This window comes from Candidatus Binataceae bacterium, from assembly GCA_035508495.1.
In the GTDB taxonomy this organism is placed as follows: domain Bacteria; phylum Desulfobacterota; class Binatia; order Binatales; family Binataceae; genus JASHPB01.
Genome location: DATJMX010000018.1, coordinates 1 through 18,313 on the forward strand (window position 1 = coordinate 1; position 18,313 = coordinate 18,313).

18 protein-coding genes are annotated in these 18,313 nt (G+C 61.0%); 17 read left to right on the forward strand and 1 reads right to left on the reverse strand.

Annotation, left to right across the window (positions count from 1 at the left end; translation table 11 throughout):
- The first annotated feature begins 582 nt into the window (after window positions 1–582).
- The 7 genes from mdh to ndk are packed head-to-tail and all read left to right on the forward strand — an operon-like array spanning window position 583 to window position 7,238.
- Window positions 583–1,527, forward strand: coding sequence for a malate dehydrogenase (gene mdh / locus VMA09_05785; GenBank protein ID HUA33096.1), 945 nt, complete (start codon window positions 583–585; stop codon window positions 1,525–1,527).
- An 18-nt stretch (window positions 1,528–1,545) separates the two neighbouring features.
- The gene (locus VMA09_05790; protein HUA33097.1) at window positions 1,546–2,211 is read left to right on the forward strand and encodes a hypothetical protein; all 666 of its coding nucleotides are present in this window, start codon (window positions 1,546–1,548) and stop codon (window positions 2,209–2,211) included.
- Between the two features lie 9 nt (window positions 2,212–2,220).
- A complete protein-coding gene (gene sdhA, locus VMA09_05795; protein HUA33098.1) occupies window positions 2,221–3,987 on the forward strand; it encodes a succinate dehydrogenase flavoprotein subunit in 1,767 nt (588 codons plus the stop codon).
- A 15-nt stretch (window positions 3,988–4,002) separates the two neighbouring features.
- Window positions 4,003–4,752, forward strand: coding sequence for a succinate dehydrogenase iron-sulfur subunit (sdhB, locus tag VMA09_05800; GenBank protein ID HUA33099.1), 750 nt, complete (start codon window positions 4,003–4,005; stop codon window positions 4,750–4,752).
- Window positions 4,753–4,770: 18 nt separating this feature from the next.
- Window positions 4,771–5,934: an ADP-forming succinate--CoA ligase subunit beta gene (gene sucC / locus VMA09_05805; protein ID HUA33100.1), complete on the forward strand. Its 1,164-nt coding sequence runs from the start codon at window positions 4,771–4,773 to the stop codon at window positions 5,932–5,934.
- A 9-nt stretch (window positions 5,935–5,943) separates the two neighbouring features.
- Window positions 5,944–6,822 (forward strand): succinate--CoA ligase subunit alpha, encoded by an 879-nt coding sequence (gene sucD, locus VMA09_05810; protein ID HUA33101.1) that lies wholly within the window; start codon window positions 5,944–5,946, stop codon window positions 6,820–6,822.
- On the forward strand, window positions 6,822–7,238 hold the full coding sequence (gene ndk / locus VMA09_05815) for a nucleoside-diphosphate kinase (GenBank protein HUA33102.1): 417 nt from the start codon (window positions 6,822–6,824) through the stop codon (window positions 7,236–7,238). Before sucD ends, ndk begins: the two co-directional genes overlap by 1 nt.
- Window positions 7,239–7,304: 66 nt before the next feature.
- Here the strand turns inward: ndk and VMA09_05820 are convergent, their stop codons facing one another.
- Complete coding sequence (locus tag VMA09_05820; protein ID HUA33103.1) at window positions 7,305–8,072, reverse strand: hypothetical protein; 768 nt, start codon at window positions 8,070–8,072, stop codon at window positions 7,305–7,307.
- A 131-nt stretch (window positions 8,073–8,203) separates the two neighbouring features.
- Here VMA09_05820 and VMA09_05825 point away from each other — a divergent pair, with 131 nt between their 5' ends.
- The 10 genes from VMA09_05825 (at window position 8,204) to lepB (ending at window position 18,301) form a co-directional block, all read left to right on the forward strand.
- The gene (locus VMA09_05825) at window positions 8,204–9,364 is read left to right on the forward strand and encodes a methyltransferase domain-containing protein (protein HUA33104.1); all 1,161 of its coding nucleotides are present in this window, start codon (window positions 8,204–8,206) and stop codon (window positions 9,362–9,364) included.
- Window positions 9,365–9,416: 52 nt separating this feature from the next.
- The gene (locus VMA09_05830) at window positions 9,417–9,584 is read left to right on the forward strand and encodes a hypothetical protein (protein HUA33105.1); all 168 of its coding nucleotides are present in this window, start codon (window positions 9,417–9,419) and stop codon (window positions 9,582–9,584) included.
- A 77-nt stretch (window positions 9,585–9,661) separates the two neighbouring features.
- Window positions 9,662–10,726 carry a 23S rRNA (adenine(2503)-C(2))-methyltransferase RlmN gene (gene rlmN, locus VMA09_05835; GenBank protein HUA33106.1) on the forward strand — a complete coding sequence of 355 codons (1,065 nt, stop codon included), beginning with the start codon at window positions 9,662–9,664 and terminating at the stop codon, window positions 10,724–10,726.
- Between the two features lie 38 nt (window positions 10,727–10,764).
- The gene (mtnP, locus tag VMA09_05840) at window positions 10,765–11,628 is read left to right on the forward strand and encodes an S-methyl-5'-thioadenosine phosphorylase (protein ID HUA33107.1); all 864 of its coding nucleotides are present in this window, start codon (window positions 10,765–10,767) and stop codon (window positions 11,626–11,628) included.
- A gap of 22 nt (window positions 11,629–11,650) precedes the next feature.
- Window positions 11,651–12,574: a PfkB family carbohydrate kinase gene (locus VMA09_05845; protein HUA33108.1), complete on the forward strand. Its 924-nt coding sequence runs from the start codon at window positions 11,651–11,653 to the stop codon at window positions 12,572–12,574.
- Complete coding sequence (locus tag VMA09_05850) at window positions 12,559–13,497, forward strand: glycosyltransferase family 2 protein (protein ID HUA33109.1); 939 nt, start codon at window positions 12,559–12,561, stop codon at window positions 13,495–13,497. The genes VMA09_05845 and VMA09_05850 overlap by 16 nt, the downstream gene beginning before the upstream one ends.
- A gap of 9 nt (window positions 13,498–13,506) precedes the next feature.
- Window positions 13,507–14,823: a UDP-glucose/GDP-mannose dehydrogenase family protein gene (locus VMA09_05855; protein ID HUA33110.1), complete on the forward strand. Its 1,317-nt coding sequence runs from the start codon at window positions 13,507–13,509 to the stop codon at window positions 14,821–14,823.
- A 12-nt stretch (window positions 14,824–14,835) separates the two neighbouring features.
- Window positions 14,836–15,774: an NAD-dependent epimerase/dehydratase family protein gene (locus VMA09_05860; GenBank protein ID HUA33111.1), complete on the forward strand. Its 939-nt coding sequence runs from the start codon at window positions 14,836–14,838 to the stop codon at window positions 15,772–15,774.
- A 1-nt stretch (window position 15,775) separates the two neighbouring features.
- Complete coding sequence (gene lepA / locus VMA09_05865; protein HUA33112.1) at window positions 15,776–17,578, forward strand: translation elongation factor 4; 1,803 nt, start codon at window positions 15,776–15,778, stop codon at window positions 17,576–17,578.
- A gap of 3 nt (window positions 17,579–17,581) precedes the next feature.
- Window positions 17,582–18,301: a signal peptidase I gene (gene lepB, locus VMA09_05870; protein ID HUA33113.1), complete on the forward strand. Its 720-nt coding sequence runs from the start codon at window positions 17,582–17,584 to the stop codon at window positions 18,299–18,301.
- Window positions 18,302–18,313 lie beyond the last annotated feature (12 nt).

The following is an 18,313-nucleotide window of genomic DNA, read 5'->3' on the forward strand; positions in this document are numbered from 1 at the left end:
GAGATCGGTGTTGACCACGACCGCGGGCGGCTTTTCGGATTTAGCAACGCCTGCGCTAAGAGCGAGTGCGCCGAAGATCGCAGCAGCAGCGCCGGCTGCGATCGATTTTCGATGAAACTGCTTGAGCATAGACCATCCTCCGCATGCTTAAAGATGCTTTACCTAATTGAGAGCATTTACAGAATGGAATTTATTATTCTTGGATGCAATGGATTGTAGAGAAATCTCATACAATGTTCTCACGTTCAATGTGAGATTTTCACATGGAATGTTATGTGGATCCTAACCACGCTGACGCCTCGCTCATGCGGCCCTCAGAAGCCCTGGCGCGAGAGCGCGGGAGGTTAGCAACGCGCTTCATAGCGCAAGCGAAAGACGCACGCGCCGCTTCGAGGTCCACGATCGTCAAACCAGGGCTCGCATCTCACTTCACAACGCATTCGATCGTTGCTATGTAACGACACGCCTCAACGTCGGCGGGCCCTTGCCTGGCACGTCGCGTTACTTAAGTATTGCTCATTATAAGCGGTACGATTATAAGGTAGGCTTCAGGAAGGAAATCCACGGGAGGCCCTGACTAGCGTGGCTCGTAAAAAAATTGCGTTTATCGGCGCGGGCAATGTCGGCGCGACCTGCGCCCATCTCTGTTTCCTGCGTCAGCTCGGCGATATCGTCCTCTACGACATTATTGACGGCCTGCCGCAGGGCAAGGCGCTCGACATGCTCGAATCGGCGCCTGTGCTTGGCGTCGATGTCAAAGTCACCGGCACCACCAATATCGCGGATGTCGCGGGCGCCGATTGCTGCGTCGTCACCTCGGGCTCGCCGCGCAAGCCCGGCATGAGCCGCGACGATCTGCTCAAGATCAACGCCAAGGTCATGAACGACGTGGGTGGCGCGATCAAACAGCACGCGCCCAACGCGTTTATTATCGCGGTCACCAATCCGCTCGACGCGATGGTGACGCAGCTCAAGCGCGTCACCGGCTTTGACAAGCATAGGATCGTGGGGCAGGCGGGCGTGCTCGATTCGGCACGCTTCCGGACCTTCCTCGCCGCGGAGCTGGGCGTGTCGGTCGCCAGCGTCTCGGCGATGGTGCTCGGCGGGCACGGCGACGACATGGTGCCGATTCGCAGTCAGACCACGATCGGCAGCGTGCCGGTCGAGAAGCTGATCAAGCCAGAGCGTCTCGAGCAGATCGAAAAACGCACGCGCACCGGCGGCGGCGAGATCGTCGAGCTGATGAAAACCTCGTCGTATTACGCGGCCGGTACGGCGGTATACCAGATGGTCGAGGCGTACATGCTCGATCGTAAGCAAATCCTGCCGTGCGCGGCCTACCTCGATGGCGAGTACGGGCAGAGCGGCCTCTTCGCGGGCGTGCCGGTTGTGATCGGCGCGGGCGGCGTCGAGAAGGTGGTGCAGATCGATCTCACCGCGGCCGAAAAGAAGGCATTCGACAGCTCGGTCGCGCATGTGCGCGAGCTGATCGATGCAATGGACAAAGTGATAGCTGCTGGTAACTAGAGGTGGACGGAAAAGATCATGGCTGAAGAAGCGGCGATCGCAAACCCGGTCGCATCCGGGATGACGGCCGACGAGCGTCACTGGACGCTGCGCCGGCTGCATTCGCTGTCGGGGATAATCCCGATCGGCGGTTTTCTATTTTTTCATCTGTTCGAAAATGCCTATGTGCTGCACGGCGGCAACGCGTGGTGGAAGGAAACCGAGTTCACCCGCACGCTGCCGTTCCAGATCGGCGTCGAGGCGCTGTTGCTGTGGATCCCGATCACGTTCCACGCCGTCTATGGCTTGATCATCACGGCCCAGGCGCAGCCCAACGTCGGCAACTACGCGTATGCGCGCAACACCAGCTACACCCTCCAGCGCGTCACCGGCATTCTCGCGTTCCTGTTTATTGCATTTCACTTCATCTCGACGCGCGGCTGGTACTATGCGACCGGAGTCGAATCGACCTACGCGCGCATGCACGGCTTCATGATGAATCCGGTGATCCTCGCGACTTACCTCATCGGCACGCTGGCGTGCGTTTATCATCTCACCAACGGCATCTTCACTTTCACGATAACCTGGGGAATCGCGGCCGGACCGCGCGCGCAGAACCTCGTCAGCAAGGCCTGCCTCGCGGCGTTTGTCGTGCTCGCGATCGTGAGCGTGTCGATCCTGGTGGCGTTTCGCGCACCGGCTTAGGAGAGCATCATGCCAGGTAACCATCTGATCGTCGGCGGCGGCCTCGCGGGCCTCACTGCCGCCATGCGGCTCGCCGAAGAAGGCGAGAAGGTCGATCTGTTTTCGATCGTTCCGGTGAAGCGCTCGCATTCGGTGTGCGCGCAGGGCGGAATCAACGGCGCGGTGAATACCAAGGGCGAGGGCGACTCGCCGATGATTCACTTCGACGATTCGATCTATGGCGGCGACTTCCTTGCGCATCAGCCGCCCGTCAAGGGCATGTGCGAAGCCGCGCCCGCTATCATTTATCTATTCGATCGCATGGGCGTGATGTTCAATCGCACGCCCGAGGGCCTGCTCGACTTCCGCCGCTTCGGCGGCACCAAGCATCACCGGACCGCGTTCGCCGGCGCGACTACCGGACAGCAGCTTCTCTACGCTCTCGACGAGCAGGTGCGCCGCTACGAGGCCGCTGGACTCATCCGCAAGTTCGAAGGATGGGAGATGCTGAGCGTCGTGCAGGACGAGGCGGGCGATTGCCGCGGTATCTGCGCGATCGACACGCGCTCGCTCGAGATGCGCACCTTCCCCGCCGACACCGTGATGATAGCGACGGGCGGCCCGGGTCTCATCTTCGGCCGCTCGACGCAGTCGCTCGTCAACACCGGCTCGGCGGTGAGCTCCTGCTATCAGCAGGGCGCGACCTACGCTAACGGCGAGTTTATCCAGGTTCACCCGACGGCAGTGCCGGGCGAAGACAAGAACCGCCTAATCTCGGAATCGATCCGCGGCGAGGGCGGCCGCGTCTGGACCTACAAGGAAGGTAAGCCATGGTACTTCCTCGAAGAGATGTACCCGGCGTACGGAAACCTGGTGCCGCGCGATATCGCAACGCGCGCGATTCACAAGGTCATCTTCGAGATGAAGCTGGGTGTCGACGGTCAGCCGCTGGTGTACCTCGACGTGAGCCATCTCGATCCGGTGCTGCTGCGCCAGCGCGTCGAAGGCGTGCTCGAAATCTACGAGAAGTTCGCGGGCCAGGATCCGACCAAGGTTCCGATGAAGATTTTCCCCGCGATGCATTACTCGATGGGCGGGCTGTGGGTTGATTACAACCAGCAGACCAACGTCGCCGGCCTTTTCGCCGCGGGCGAATGCGAGTTCCAGTATCACGGCGCAAATCGCCTCGGCGCTAACTCGTTGTTGTCGTGCGTTTATGGCGGCGAAGTCGGCGCCAAGGCGATGACCGCGTACGCCAAGGCGCACAAGTCGAACGGCGACACGCACGCGCATGACCAGGAGTTGACGCGCCAGCGCGAAGCGTTCGATAAGATCTTCAAGATGGACGGCAACGAAAACGCGTTCGCCCTGTGGCGCGATCTCGGCGATATCATGACCGCCAACGTTACCGTCGTGCGCCATAACAACCTGTTGAAAGAAACCGACGACAAGTTGCTCGAATTCAAGGAGCGATGGGGCCGGATCGGGCTCAATGACAAGGGCAAGTGGGCCAACCAGGAAGCGCTCTTCGTGCGGCACCTGTGGAACATGCTCGAGCTGGCGCGGCCGATCACGATCGGCGCGCTCAACCGCAACGAATCGCGCGGAGCGCACTACAAGCCCGAGTTCCCCGAGCGCGACGACGAGAATTTTCTCAAGACCACGCTCGCAAGCTGGTCGTCCGATGGTCCGCGCTTCGGATGGGAGCCGGTTGACGTGAGCCTGATCCCGCTGCGCGCCCGCCGTTACGACGTTGACAAGTCGGCCACGGCGAAGCCCGCGGAGAAGGCGGCGTAAGGAAGGAGTCAGGCGGTGGCAGAACGTACGACAGTCCTCAGGATCAAGCGGCAGGAAAGCCCGTCGAAATCTTCCTACTGGGAAGAGTTCGAGATCCCCTACAAGTCAAATCACAACATCATCTCGATGCTGATGGAGATTCGGCGCAATCCTGTCACGCGGCAGGGTAAGCGCACGACCCCCGTGGTGTTCGACGCCAACTGCCTCGAAGAGGTTTGCGGCTCGTGCACGATGGTGATCAACGGGCGCGTGCGCCAGGCGTGTTCGCAGCTCGCCGAGGGCCTCGAAGGTACGACGACGGTCGAGCCGATGTCGAAGTTCCCGGTCGTGCGCGATCTGTGGGTCGATCGCTCGAAGATGTTCGATTACCTGAAGAAGGCGCATTCGTGGATTCCGATCGACGGCACCTACGACCTTGGCCCTGGCCCGCGCGTGAATTCCGAGGATCAGCAGTTCGCGTATCTGTTCTCGCGATGCATGACTTGCGGATGCTGTCTCGAAGCTTGCCCGCAGGTTAACGATCATTCGAAGTTCATGGGCGCCGCGATTATTGGCCAGGTGTACCTGATGGGGCAGCATCCGACCGGCGCGATGCATCAGGATGAGCGCCTCGAAGCGTTGATGGGCGAGGGTGGTATTTCAGATTGCGGCAACGCGCAGAATTGCGTCGAGGTTTGTCCCAAGAATATCCCGCTGACAACCGCGATCGGTGAGGTTGGCCGTCAGACATCTGTGAAGTGGCTGCGCGATCTATTCAGCAAATAGCCAGTGATAAATTAGCAAATGAATATTCACGAGTTTCAAGCAAAACAAATCCTGGGCCGCTTCGGCGCGCCCGTCCCCAAGGGCCAGCCTGCACTGACTGCTGATGAAGCGGTGGCGGCGTTCAAAGCGCTCGGCCAGGACAAGGGCGTGATCAAGGTGCAGATCCATGCCGGCGGCCGCGGCAAGGCCGGCGGCGTCAAGCTGATCTCGAGCGCCGACCAGGCGCGCGACTTCGCCAACAAATGGCTCGGCAACAAGATCGAGACGCATCAGACCGGGCCCGACGGCCGCATCGTGCGCAAGCTCTACGTCGAAGAGGCCAGCCAGATCGCGCGCGAGTTGTACCTCGGCATGCTGGTCGATCGTAAAGCGGGCACGGTGTCGGTGATCGCCAGCACCGAAGGCGGCATGGAAATCGAAGAAGTCGCAGCCAAGACTCCGGAGCGTATCGTCACCGAGTCGATCAATCCGCTGCTCGGCATTTCCGGCTTCGTCGCGCGGAAGATCGCTTTTGCGCTCGGCCTCAAGGATAAGCAGGTCGGGCAGTTTGTGACTCTACTCACTGCGCTGCACAAGGCGTTCTGGGAGACTGACGCTTCACTTATCGAAATCAATCCACTGATTGTTACCAAGGATGGCCGCGTCGTATGCCTCGACGCGAAGATGTCCTTCGATGACAACGGCCTGTTCCGTCATCCGGATATCCGCGAGCTGCGCGATTCCAACGAAGAAGATCCCGCCGAGACCGAGGCCGCGAAGTACGATCTCAGCTACGTGCATCTCGACGGCAATATCGGATGCATGGTCAATGGCGCGGGGCTTGCGATGGCGACGATGGACATCGTGAAGCACTACGGCGCCGAGCCTGCGAACTTCCTCGACGTGGGCGGCGGTGCCAACACGGAGAAGGTGGCGGCAGCGTTCCGGATCCTGCTCTCCGACAAACGGGTGAAGGGCGTTCTGATCAATATATTCGGCGGAATCATGCAGTGCGACGTTCTGGCCAAGGGCGTCGTCGAGGCGGCCAAGCAAGTCAATTTGTCAGTGCCGCTGGTGGTGCGGATGGAAGGCACCAACGTCAAAGAGGGCAAGCAGATCCTGGCCGAGTCGGGAATCAAAGTAATCACAGGCGCTGACATGGCCGACGCCGCGCACCGTATCGTGCAGGCGATCGGAGCATAGGACTTTTCAATGAGTATTCTCGTAAACAAAAACACCCGCGTGCTGACGCAGGGCATCACCGGCTCGACGGCGCAGTTTCATACGCGGGCGTGCAAGGAATACGGCACCAAGATGGTCGGCGGCGTCGTGCCCGGCAAGGGCGGCACCGACTTCGAGGGTATCCCCGTTTTCAACACGGTCGAGGAAGCGCGCAAAGCCACGGGATGCGACGCGACCGTCATTTATGTTCCGCCGCCGTTCGCAGCCGACGCGATTCTCGAGGCCGCAGCCGCCGGGATCGAGCTCATCATCTGCATCACCGAAGGCATCCCGGTGCTCGACATGGTGAAGGTGAAGGCCTACTTGGCGGGCACGAAGTCGCGGCTCATCGGCCCGAACTGCCCCGGTATCATCACCCCCGGCGAGTGCAAGATCGGCATCATGCCGGGGTACATCCACAAGCAGGGTGACATCGGCGTCGTCTCGCGCTCGGGCACGCTCACTTACGAGGCCGTGCATCAGCTCACGCAGCTCGGTATAGGCCAGTCGAGCTGTATCGGGATCGGCGGCGATCCGATCGTCGGCACCTCGCACATCGATTCGCTGAGACTCTTCAACGAAGACCCAAAGACGCGCGCGATCATCATGATCGGTGAGATCGGCGGCTCGGCCGAAGAGGAAGCCGCAGCCTATATCAAGCAGAACGTAAAGAAGCCGGTCGTTGCGTTTATCGCGGGCCAGACGGCGCCCAAAGGCCGCCGCATGGGACACGCGGGCGCGATCATTTCGGGCGGGCGCGGCACCGCGGCGGACAAGATCGCGGCGCTCAAGGACGCGGGTATCGCGGTTGCGATGAGTCCGGCCGATCTCGGCTCGACAATGAAGAATCTGCTGGAGGGCAAGGCCTGATGGAACGCACATTTGCGATTATCAAGCCTGATGCCGTCCGCCGCGGCCTCGCCGGCGACATCATCAAGCGCATCGAAGGATCGGGGCTGCAGATCGCGGCGCTCAAGAAGATTCAGCTTACGCCCGCCGATGCCGCATCATTTTATGAAGTCCACAAGGCGCGTCCGTTTTTCGAAGGCCTCTGCGCCTACATGACATCGGGCCCGGTGATCGTCTTGGTGCTGCAGGGCGACAACGCGATCAAGCGCTGGCGCGAGCTGATGGGCGCAACCGATCCAAAAAAAGCCGACGCCGGCACAATTCGCAAAGACTTCGGAATCGACGTCGAACAAAATGCGACGCATGGCTCCGACGCCCCCGAAACCGCGGCGGTCGAGATCGCATTCTTTTTCGCACGTCGGGAAATTCTCAGCTAGCTATTCGTTGCTTCGCAACTGAAAGACCTCGCCGCGCGGATTGCGGCGAGGTCTTTTGTCATTCTGCTAGCGATTTGCTGGAGTAGCTGAAGCGGTATCGGATCCGAGATGCTGCCAGAATCCTGGCGGCTGCTGCGCCACGTATGCCTCCAGCGAGGCGACCGCGGGTTCCATCCCGGTGCGGAACATCTGCGGATAGCCGAAGTCGGTCGCGAAGTCGTAGTAGAAGCCCTCGGTCGTGGAGTAGTCCTGGCTGATGTCTGTCGTCCAGAGTTGTTGACCGCTCGAGGTCGCGACTAACACCAAGTGGAGCTCGAGCTTGTTCTGCGCTGAGCCGAGGGGCAATCCAAGAATCCATAGCACCGAGCTATACGGCCCCAGCATGTAGGAATATCGCGACGCGTCCCAATTAGTGGACAGGATAGTGCCGCGAAGTTCCAGTTGCGCACCCGGATCCTGAGCGCGATTGGTCACGAACACGTCTTTGAACATTCCAGTCTGGCGCAGTTCGGTGGCAGCTGCTTCCGCGAGGTCGTCGCTCGGCCGGAAGTTATATGCCCCCATCGTCAGGAAACCATTGGCATTCTCGGGCCGCTCGTAACTTGCGGTGCAGTACGGAACGAGCGGGATGAGGCATACCGCGTAGTACTGCGTGTTAGTGGTCCCACGCTCGTCCTTGAAATGCGTGACAGCTACGGTCACCGGCACCTGGACTCTGGCCGGCTGAGCGGGATTCGGCGTGTATTGCCATCCAGCCCTGCTGGCGCATCCGGTGACGATCAAAGCAGAGAGCACAATCCCGAGACCCTTGGCCAATAATCGAACCGATCCCATTCCCACTCCTGCGTTAACCAACGGGCGGATTATTGCAAACTTCGCGAGTAGGAAGAAGAAGGCCCTTGGAATTCCGAAATTGCGCTTCGCTCCAGGTTCTCCTGTGATAGTTTCGAGGCGAGGCTTAACCTATGGCGACCGATCTCAATATCGATGAAGTCGTGCGCGAGCGTTATTCGGCGGGCGCGGCGGCGCGCCAGGATGCGCTTTGCTGTCCGGTCAACTACGATCCGCGCTATCTCGAAGTCATTCCCAGAGAAGTGCTCGAACGCGACTACGGATGCGGCGATCCAACGCCTTATCTTCAGCCCGGCGACACCGTGCTGGATCTTGGCAGCGGCGGCGGCAAGGCTTGCTTCATCGCGGCGCAGATCGTTGGCGCGTCCGGCCGTGTGATTGGCGTTGACGTGAATCCCGAGATGCTCGCGTTGGCGCGGCGCAATGCGCCCGTCGTCGCGGACAAACTCGGGTTTGGCAATGTCGAATTCCTGCGCGGCCGTCTTGAAGATCTCTCGATCGACCTGGATCGCCTTGATGGGTGGCTGGCTACGAATCCCGTGAGCGGAGTTACACAGCTCGCGCGGATGGAAGATTTCATTGCCGCGCAGCGTCAGATGAAACCGCTCGTCGCCGCCGACAGCGTCGACGTGGTGGTCTCGAACTGCGTGCTCAACCTCGTTCGTGACGAGGACAAGCGCAAGGTCTTCGCCGAGGCGTTCCGCGTGCTGCGGCGCGGCGGCTGCGCTGTAATTTCCGATATCGTTGCCGACGAGCCAGTGCCGGTGCATCTGAAGAACGACCCCGAGTTGTGGAGCGGATGCGTTTCGGGCGCGCTCGAGCAGCATGACTTTCTCCGCGCCTTCGAAGATGCGGGCTTCTATGGAATCGAGATCCTTCATCGCGACGAAGCGTCGTGGCGGACCGTCGAGGGCATCGAGTTTCGCTCGCTGACGGTCCGCGCCTTCAAGGGCAAGCAGGGTCCCTGCCTCGACTGTAATCAGGCTGTCATCTATCGAGGGCCGTGGCGCAAGGTCGAGGACGACGACGGTCACACTCTGATGCGCGGGCAGTCGATGGCCGTGTGCGAGAAGACCTTCCGCCTCTACACGAGCGCACCATATCGCAACGATATAATCCCTGTGCCGCCTCTCACTGCGGTCGCATCAGAGAACGCGCACGCCTTCGATTGCACGCGCGACACGGTTCGCAATCCCCGCGAAACCAAGGGCCTGGAGTATCGCGCGACCACTAGCGGCAGCGCCAACTGCTGCGGTCCGGACGGCTGTTGTTAGCCGCAAACCGGTGCTAGCGTCGCGATAGACAGCTTGTTGAAGGGGAATCACCATGAGCAGACTCTCAGTGAGCGTAATCGCTTTGGGAATGCTGTTCGCCGCGGGATGCAGCTCGCAGCAGATGCAGGCGCTTCAGGACAAGTGCAATTCCGGTGACAAGTCGGCGTGCTCGCAAATCCAGTCAGGCGGGGTGAACATGCCCATGCCGCGCTCGGGTTGATCGCCGCAACGGGAGCGTCGAGCCGACGACCTGACCCCACCTTTCTCGCGGGGCGGGTTTCGATAGAATAATCGGTCGTGGAACTTGCCACCCAAACGGGAGCGACCGAGTCTCGCGACCTTCGCGATGCGACGCTTGAAGAGCTTGAGCGAATCGTCGCCGACGGGGGAGAGCGCCCCTTCCGCGCCAGACAGATTGCTCGCTGGCTGTTCCAGTCTCGCGTCGAGTCCTTCGATGCGATGAGCGACGTTCCGGCCGGGCTTCGTGAATATCTAAAGGTTCACTTTAAGATTGGCGGTGCGGCCGTCGCGCACGTGGCGCGCGCCACCGACGGTACGCGCAAGCTGCTCATCCGTCTCGAAGACGGCGAGGAAATCGAGACCGTCATCATCCCGACCGACAAGCGCATCACGCTTTGTATATCCAGCCAGGCGGGATGTGCGATGGCGTGCGAGTTCTGCGCGACGGCGCGCATGGGACTGCATCGGAATCTCACCGCGGGCGAGATCGTCGCGCAAATTTTCGCGGCGCGGCGCGAGCTTGGTTTCGACGAGGAGTTGACCAACTACGTTTTCATGGGCATGGGCGAGCCGCTCGCCAACTATCCGCGCCTCATCAAGACGCTCCGCATCATGACCGCGGAGTGGGGCATGGGTATCTCGACGCGACGCATCACGGTCTCGACCGTCGGACTTATCCCGATGATGGAGAAGCTGGCCGCGGAGATTCCCGTGAATATCGCGGTGTCGCTGCACGCGACGACCAACGAGATGCGCGATCGGCTCGCGCCGATCAATAAACGCTACCCGCTCGAGCAGCTTATCGATTCGTGCAAACGGCTGCCGATTCGGCGCCGCGATCGGATCACCTTCGAGTATGTGATGCTCGCCGGCGTGAACGACGGCGCCGCCGATGCGAAGCGGCTCGTCAAGCTGCTCGCGCCGTTGCGTGCCAAGGTCAACCTTATTTTCTTCAATCCGTTTGCAGGATCGGATTTGGGCGCCAGTTCGCGTGCGTCAGTCGAGGCCTTTCAAGCCATCCTTCAGAACGGTAATTTGACCGCTACAATTCGCGAGAGCCGGGGACTCGATATCGCGGCGGCGTGTGGCCAGCTTTACGCCGAACAGCATCGCGCAGCGTGAACGCGGCGGCGTGCACAAAACATTGAGTCGGAGTGTAGATGGGACAGAACGTACTCGGGGTCATCGGGGGCAGTGGCTTTTACCAGATGCCGGGGCTCGACAAAGTCGAGCTTATGGAGCTGGAGACGCCCTTCGGGCGGCCGTCCGATCCTTTCTACCAGGGACGCATCGGCGATATCGAAGTCGTGTTCCTCGCACGCCACGGCCGCGGCCATCGCGTGCTGCCATCTGAGATCAACTTCCGCGCGAACGTCTTTGGCATGAAGCAGCTCGGCGTGACGCATCTGCTCTCGGTCTCGACCGCGGGCAGCCTCAAAGAAGAGATCAGACCGGGAGAGCTGGTGGTTCCCGATCAGTTCATCGATCGAACATTCAAACGGCCCGAGACGTTTTTCGGCGACGGGATCGTCGTCCACGTCTCGCTTGCCGATCCCACCTGCCCCCATCTTGCGCGGAACGTCGCCGAGGCGGCGGCCTCGACGGGCGCGACCGTTCATCGCGGCGGCACTTACCTCTGCATCGAAGGCCCGCAGTTCTCGACGCGGGCTGAATCGCGGCTGTATCGGCAGTTCGGCGCCGACGTAATCAGTATGACTGCGATGCAGGAGGCGCGGCTCGCGCGCGAAGCTGAGATCTGTTACGCGACGCTGGTTCTGGTCACCGACTATGACTGCTGGCACGAATCGGTCGCGGCGGTTGACATCGGCGAAATCCTGCGCGTGATGAAACAGAACGTAGAGAAAGCGCAGCGCTCAGTTTCGGGCCTCGCGCATGCGCTACAGAACCAGTCACGCACCTGCGCCTGCGCGAACGCGCTCAAGGGCACGATCATCACCGATCCCGCGCAGATCCCGCACAAGCTCAAAGAGGATTTGCGTCCTCTCGTCGGCAAATACCTGTGATTTACGAGGCGAGCATTTCCAGATGAGTATCGTAGTTGTTGGATCGGTCGCGTACGACACGCTCGAGACGACGGAGGGCAGCGCGCCCGACGTCCTCGGCGGCTCGGCGAGCTACTTTTCGGTCGCGGCGCGTTTCTTTGCGCCGGTGAGCATCGTCGCCGTCGTCGGCAACGATTTCCGTCCCGAGGACCGTAGGATTTACACCGATCGCGGAATCGACGTGCGCGGACTCGAGCAGAAGGACGGCCCGACCTTTCGATGGCACGGGCGCTATCACGAGGACATGAACAAGCGCGACACGATCAAGCTCGCGCTCAACGTGTTCGAAGGATTCTCGCCGAGCCTGCTGCCCGACCAGCGGCGATGCGACTACCTGTTCCTTGCCAACATCTCGCCCGAGCTGCAAACCCGCGTGCTCGAGCAGGTGATGAGCCCCAAGCTCGTCGCCGGCGACACCATGAATCACTGGATCGATGAGCGCCGCGACGATCTGATCGCGATGCTCCCGCGCATCGACATCCTGACGCTCAATGACGAAGAAGCGCGCATGCTTTCGGGCGAGAGCAACCTGGTCAAAGCCGCGCGCGGCATTATCAAGATGGGAACGCGCACCGTGCTCATCAAGCGCGGCGAGTACGGCGTGCTCCAGTTCAGCAAAGAAGGGATGTTCGCGGTGCCGGCCTATCCGCTCGAAGAAGTGATAGATCCAACCGGCGCTGGCGACACCTTTGCCGGCGGCATGATGGGCTTTCTCGCGCGCAACGGACGCGTCACGGAGTCCGCATTGCGCACGGCGGTCGTTTACGGCAGCGTGCTCGCGTCATTCGTCGTCGAGGACTTCGGCCTGCGGCGCCTCGAGCGGCTTTCGTGGGACGAAATCGACAACCGCTATCGCGCATTCATCGAACTTACCGACTCGCATCATTCGAAATGGATCTCTCAGTAGTCGTTCCGCTCTACAACGAGCGGGATAATCTTGTTCCGCTGCACGAGGAGTTGACGCGCTCGCTGCGCAAGCTCGGCCGCTCCTTCGAGGTTATCTACGTCGATGACGGTAGCGTCGACGGCGGTATCGAGGAGCTGCGCAAGATTCGCGCGAGCGATCCGTCGGTGCACGTCGTCCGCCTCGCCCGCAATTCGGGGCAGACCGCCGCGATGTCGTGCGGATTCAATCGCGCGCGCGGCGACGTGATCGTCGCGATGGACGCGGACATGCAGAATAATCCCGACGACATCCCGCTGCTGCTCGCCAAGATCGGCGAAGGCTACGACATCGTCAGCGGATGGCGCACCGAGCGCTGGCAGGACGAAAAGCTGACGCGCCGCATGCCCTCGATGGCGGCCAACTGGCTCATCTCGACGATCACCGGCATCGAGCTGCACGACTACGGATGCACCTTCAAGGCGTATCGGCGCGAAGTCGCGCAGGGGCTCAAGCTCTACGGCGAGATGCATCGCTTCGTTCCCGCGATCGCGGCGGAGCAGGGCGCGCGTGTCACCGAGGTCCCGATCAGCTTTCGTCCGCGTCATGCCGGTACGTCGAAGTACGGGCTGTGGCGAATCGTGCGCACGCTGCTCGATCTGATCACGGTCAAGTTTCTGTCGGTCTATTCGACGGCGCCGATCCAGGTCTTCGGCTTGATTGGCTTAATTCTCAGCGGCATCGGCGGATTGTGGACGCTGATGCTGGTGATGGAAAAGCTTCTGCTTGGCGCCGAGCTCGGCAAACGTCCGGCGCTGTTGCTCTCGGTTCTTCTGATCGTCGTCGGCGTTCAGTTCATCAGCTTCGGGCTGCTCGGCGAGATGCTGGCGCGGACGTATCACGAATCGCAGGGCAAACCTATCTATCTCGTTAAAGAGGAGTTCTAGGAACATCCAATGAATATAGCGGTCATCGGCAGCGGCTATGTCGGCCTGGTCAGCGGCACCTGCTACTCCGAGAGCGGCAACGAAGTCATCTGCGTCGATATCGATCCAAAGCGAATCGCGGGCCTGGTCGAAGGCAAGGTTCCGATCTACGAACCCGGCCTCGAAGAGCTGGTGCGCCGCAACACCGGTGAGCATCGCCTCAGCTTCACAACCGACACGCCGAGCGCGGTTGCGCAATCGATGGTCTCGTTTATCGCCGTCGGTACTCCCATGAGCGCCTCAGGCGCCGCCGATCTGTCGGGCGTTTTCAAAGCCGCCGAGGATGTCGCCAAGGCCGTCACCGGTTATCACGTGATCGTCGTGAAGAGCACCGTGCCGGTCGGCACCAACGATCGCGTGCGCGAGATCGTCGCGCGTCACGCCAAGCATCAGGTGGATGTCTGCTCGGTTCCTGAATTTTTGAAGGAAGGCTCTGCGATCGAGGATTTCATGCGGCCCGATCGAATCGTGATCGGCAGCCTGAGCGACCGGGCCACCGCGATCTTGAAGGAAATCCACGCGCCGTTCGTGCGCACCGACAATCCGATCCTGGTGATGGATCCGAAGTCGGCGGAGCTGACGAAGTACGCCTCCAATGCGATGCTCGCGCTGCGCATCTCGTTCATCAACGAGATGGCAAACCTGTGCGATGCGGTGGGCGCCGATATCACCTCGGTGCGACGCGGCCTCGGCTCGGATAGGCGGATCGGATCGTCGTTCCTATTCCCGGGCGTTGGCTACGGCGGCTCCTGCTTCCCAAAGGACGTGCAGGCGCTGGTCCATACTGCGGCAGAGCACAATCTCGATTTCGCCCTGCTGCGCGCCGCTGAATCAGTGAACGGGCGCCAGAAACAATTGCTGCCCAAGCGCGTGAAGCAGCATTTCGGCGCCGATCTGACGGGCAAAACGTTCGCGCTGTGGGGGTTGGCATTCAAGCCGCGCACCGACGATATGCGCGAGGCACCGTCGCTGGTCGTGATCGAGGAATTGCTCGCGGCAGGCGCGAACTGCCAGGTGCACGATCCCGAGGCGCTCGAGAACACCCGTAGAATGGTCGGCGACCGCGACGGCCGAATCACGTATCATCGAATTAACTACGAGGCTCTGAAGGGCGCCGACGCGCTGCTCATCCTCACCGAATGGAACGAGTTCCGCCATCCGAATTTCCAGCGAATCAAGAGCGAGCTCAAACAGCCAGTGATATTCGACGGCCGCAACCTGTATGATCCTGATCTGATGAAGGCTCTCGACATCAATTACTACTCGATTGGCCGCAAGCCGGTCTGAGCCCAACCAACGATGCGAATACTGGTAACAGGCGGGGCCGGATTTATCGGCTCCAACACGGTCGACGCGCTCGTCGCGCAGGACGCCGGCGAGATCTCGATCCTCGACGATCTGTCGGCGGGCAAACAGCATCAGGTGAATCCGAGGGCTGCGTTTTTCAAGGTCGATCTGCGCGAAGCCGCGGGAGTGAAGGGCGTCATCGAGAAGGTTAAGCCCGAGGTGATCATTCATCTCGCGGCGCAGATGGACGTGCGGCGCTCGGTTGCCGATCCGGCGTTCGACGCGCAGGTGAATATCGTCGGCTTCCTCAACATGATCGAAGTCGCGCGGCAGAACGGTCTGAAGCGCGTGATCTTCTCCTCGACCGGCGGCGCGATCTATGGCGAGCAGGATCAGTTTCCCTGCGACGAGGAGCATCCGCGCCGGCCGATCAGTCCCTACGGAATCGCCAAGCTCGCTACCGAGGCCTACCTGTTCTTTTACAAGAACGAGTACGGCATCGATTACACGGCGCTGCGCTACGGCAATGTATATGGCCCACGCCAGGATCCGCACGGTGAGGCGGGCGTGGTCGCGATTTTTTGCGGGCGGATCCTCGACAAGAAGCCCGTGACTATCTTCGGCGATGGCAAGCAGACGCGCGACTATGTCTTCGTCGGCGACGTCGTCCGCGCCAATCTCGCGGCGCTCAGGAGCAACGCTTCGGGCGCATTCAACGTCGGCACGGGGATCGAAAGCGACGTGAACGTGCTCTATGAAACGCTCGCGTCGATCGCGGATTTTCCGGCCAAGGCCGAATACGGCCCGGCGCGGCCCGGTGAGCAGCGGCGCTCGGTGATCTCTCCGGCCAAGGCTGCGCAGGTGCTCGGATGGCGTCCGGAAAAGAAGCTCGCCGACGGTCTCGCCGAGACCTTCAAGTATTTCAAGGAACAGCGGACCCGCTCGGGGTGAAATGACCGAACCTGCCTCGATTCGTAATTTCTCGATCATTGCGCATATCGATCACGGCAAGTCCACGCTCGCCGATCGATTGCTCGAACGCACCGGTGCGCTCAGCAAGCGCGAGCTCAAGGAACAGTTTCTCGACTCGATGGATTTGGAGCGAGAGCGCGGCATCACGATCAAAGCGCGCTCGGTGCGTCTTGCCTACGACGCGAAAGACGGCAGGCAGTACACACTCAACCTGATCGACACTCCCGGTCACGTTGACTTCGCCTACGAGGTATCGCGCAGCCTCGCCGCCTGCGAGGGCGCGCTGCTCGTGGTCGATGCGAGCCAGGGTGTCGAAGCGCAGACGCTGGCGAACGTTTACCTCGCACTCGATCATGGCCTCGAGATCGTGCCGGTCATCAACAAGATCGATCTGCCAGGGGCCGACGTTGAGCGCACGCGCAAGCAGATCGAGGACATTATCGGTCTGCCCGCCGACGACGCGATCCTGACCAGCGCGAAAGAGGGTGTCGGTATCGACGAGGTGCTCGAAGCGATCGTCAAACGTATCCCGGCGCCCAAGCCTCAGCCGGGCGCAGGCACGCGCGCACTCATCTTCGACAGTTGGTATGACAGCTACGAGGGCGTGATCGGTCTCGTGCGCGTGTTTGGCGGCGAACTCAAGCGTGGGATGAAAGTGCGCCTGATGGGCACGGACAAAACCGGCGAGGTGATGCGCCTGGGACACTTCACGCCGCACGAGCAGCCAGCCGACACGCTCGGCCCCGGCGAAGTCGGCTTCGTCGTCGCGGGAATCAAGACCGTTCAGGACATGCGCGTCGGCGATACGATTACGGACGACGACAATCCCGCCGCCGAGCCGCTGCCGGGTTTCAAAGAGCTCAAGCCGATGGTGTTCGCCGGTCTCTATCCGACCGAGGCGAATCAGTACGGCGCGCTCCGTGATGCGATCGACAAGCTCCGTCTGAACGACGCAAGTCTTATCTGCGAGCCCGAGTCCTCCCAGGCGCTGGGCTTTGGCTTTCGCGCGGGGTTCCTCGGACTGCTGCACATGGAGATCGCGCAGGAACGCCTCGAGCGCGAGTTCGGTATCAATCTGATCGTCACGGCGCCGACCGTCGCCTATCAGGTGCGCAATTCTGCCGGCAAGACGACGATGGTCGACAACCCCGCGTTCCTGCCCGACGAAAATTCGATCGAGGCCATCGAGGAGCCATTCATTCTCGCCTCCATTCACATGCCCGAGGAGTTTCTCGGCGGGGTGATGGCGCTCTGCGAGGATCGCCGCGGCTTGCAACGCGATCTGAAGTTTCTCGGCAACAACCGCGTGATTCTCCATTATGAACTGCCGCTGGCCGAGATCGTCTTCGACTTCTACGACCGGCTGAAATCGGTCAGCCGCGGCTACGCCTCGCTCGACTATGAGTTTCTGGACTTCCGCGCCGGGCCTCTGGTTAAATTGGATATCCGGATCAACGGCGACGTCGTGGACGCGCTCTCGGTCATAGTGCATCGCGACAAAGCCTACGAACGGGGCCGGGCGCTATGCGAGAAGATGCGGCAACTCATTCCGCGCCAGATGTTCGAAGTCGCAATTCAGGCCTCGATCGGCGCACGAATCATCGCCCGTGAATCGGTAAAAGCGCTGCGCAAGAACGTCACCGCCAAATGCTACGGCGGCGACATCACGCGCAAACGCAAGCTTCTCGAGAAGCAGAAAGAAGGCAAGAAGCGGATGAAACAGGTGGGGCGCGTCGAAATTCCGCAGGAAGCCTTCCTGGCACTGCTCAAGGTTGGAGAGTAGCCGATGGCGCAACCGGCCCGTGACGTTAACAAGAGTTCCTTGTCCGGAACGCGCCCGCCACTTGGCTCACCGGCGCCGCACAAGTCGGTTATCCGCGAATACGGCGAGGCAATGGGTATCGCGCTCGTCCTCGCGATCGTCATCCGCACCTTCTTCGTCCAGGCGTACAAGATTCCCTCGGGCTCGATGGAGCCGACGCTGCTGGTCGGCGACCACATACTTGTCAACAAGATCATCTACGGCCTGCGGATGCCTGATTCGTTGTTTGGCGTGCAAATCCCGGGGCTCCCTTACGGGAAATATCTTTTCCATCTCGAGCCCGTGCATCGCGGAGATGTCGTCGTGTTCGTGTTCCCGCCCGACCCGACCAAGGACTTCATCAAACGTGTTATCGGCCTTGCGGGCGATACGATCCAGGTGAAAAACGGCGCTGTATGGCTCAACGGAGAGCCGATGCCCGATCCGCATGCGCATTTCGAAGTCGCGGCCGGCGACCGATCGGACGTCTCGCCGCGCGACAATTTCGGCCCCATCACCGTCCCGCCCGGCAAGCTCTTCATGATGGGCGATAATCGCGACCGCAGTTACGACAGCCGCTTCTGGGGATTCGTCGATGATGATGAGGTTGAAGGCAAGGCCATGATCATTTACTGGTCTTGGGACAGCGATGGCACCAGCCTGATTCCGATTCGATGGAACAGGTTCGGGATGCTGGTGCGTTAGGCGAGGGGAGAT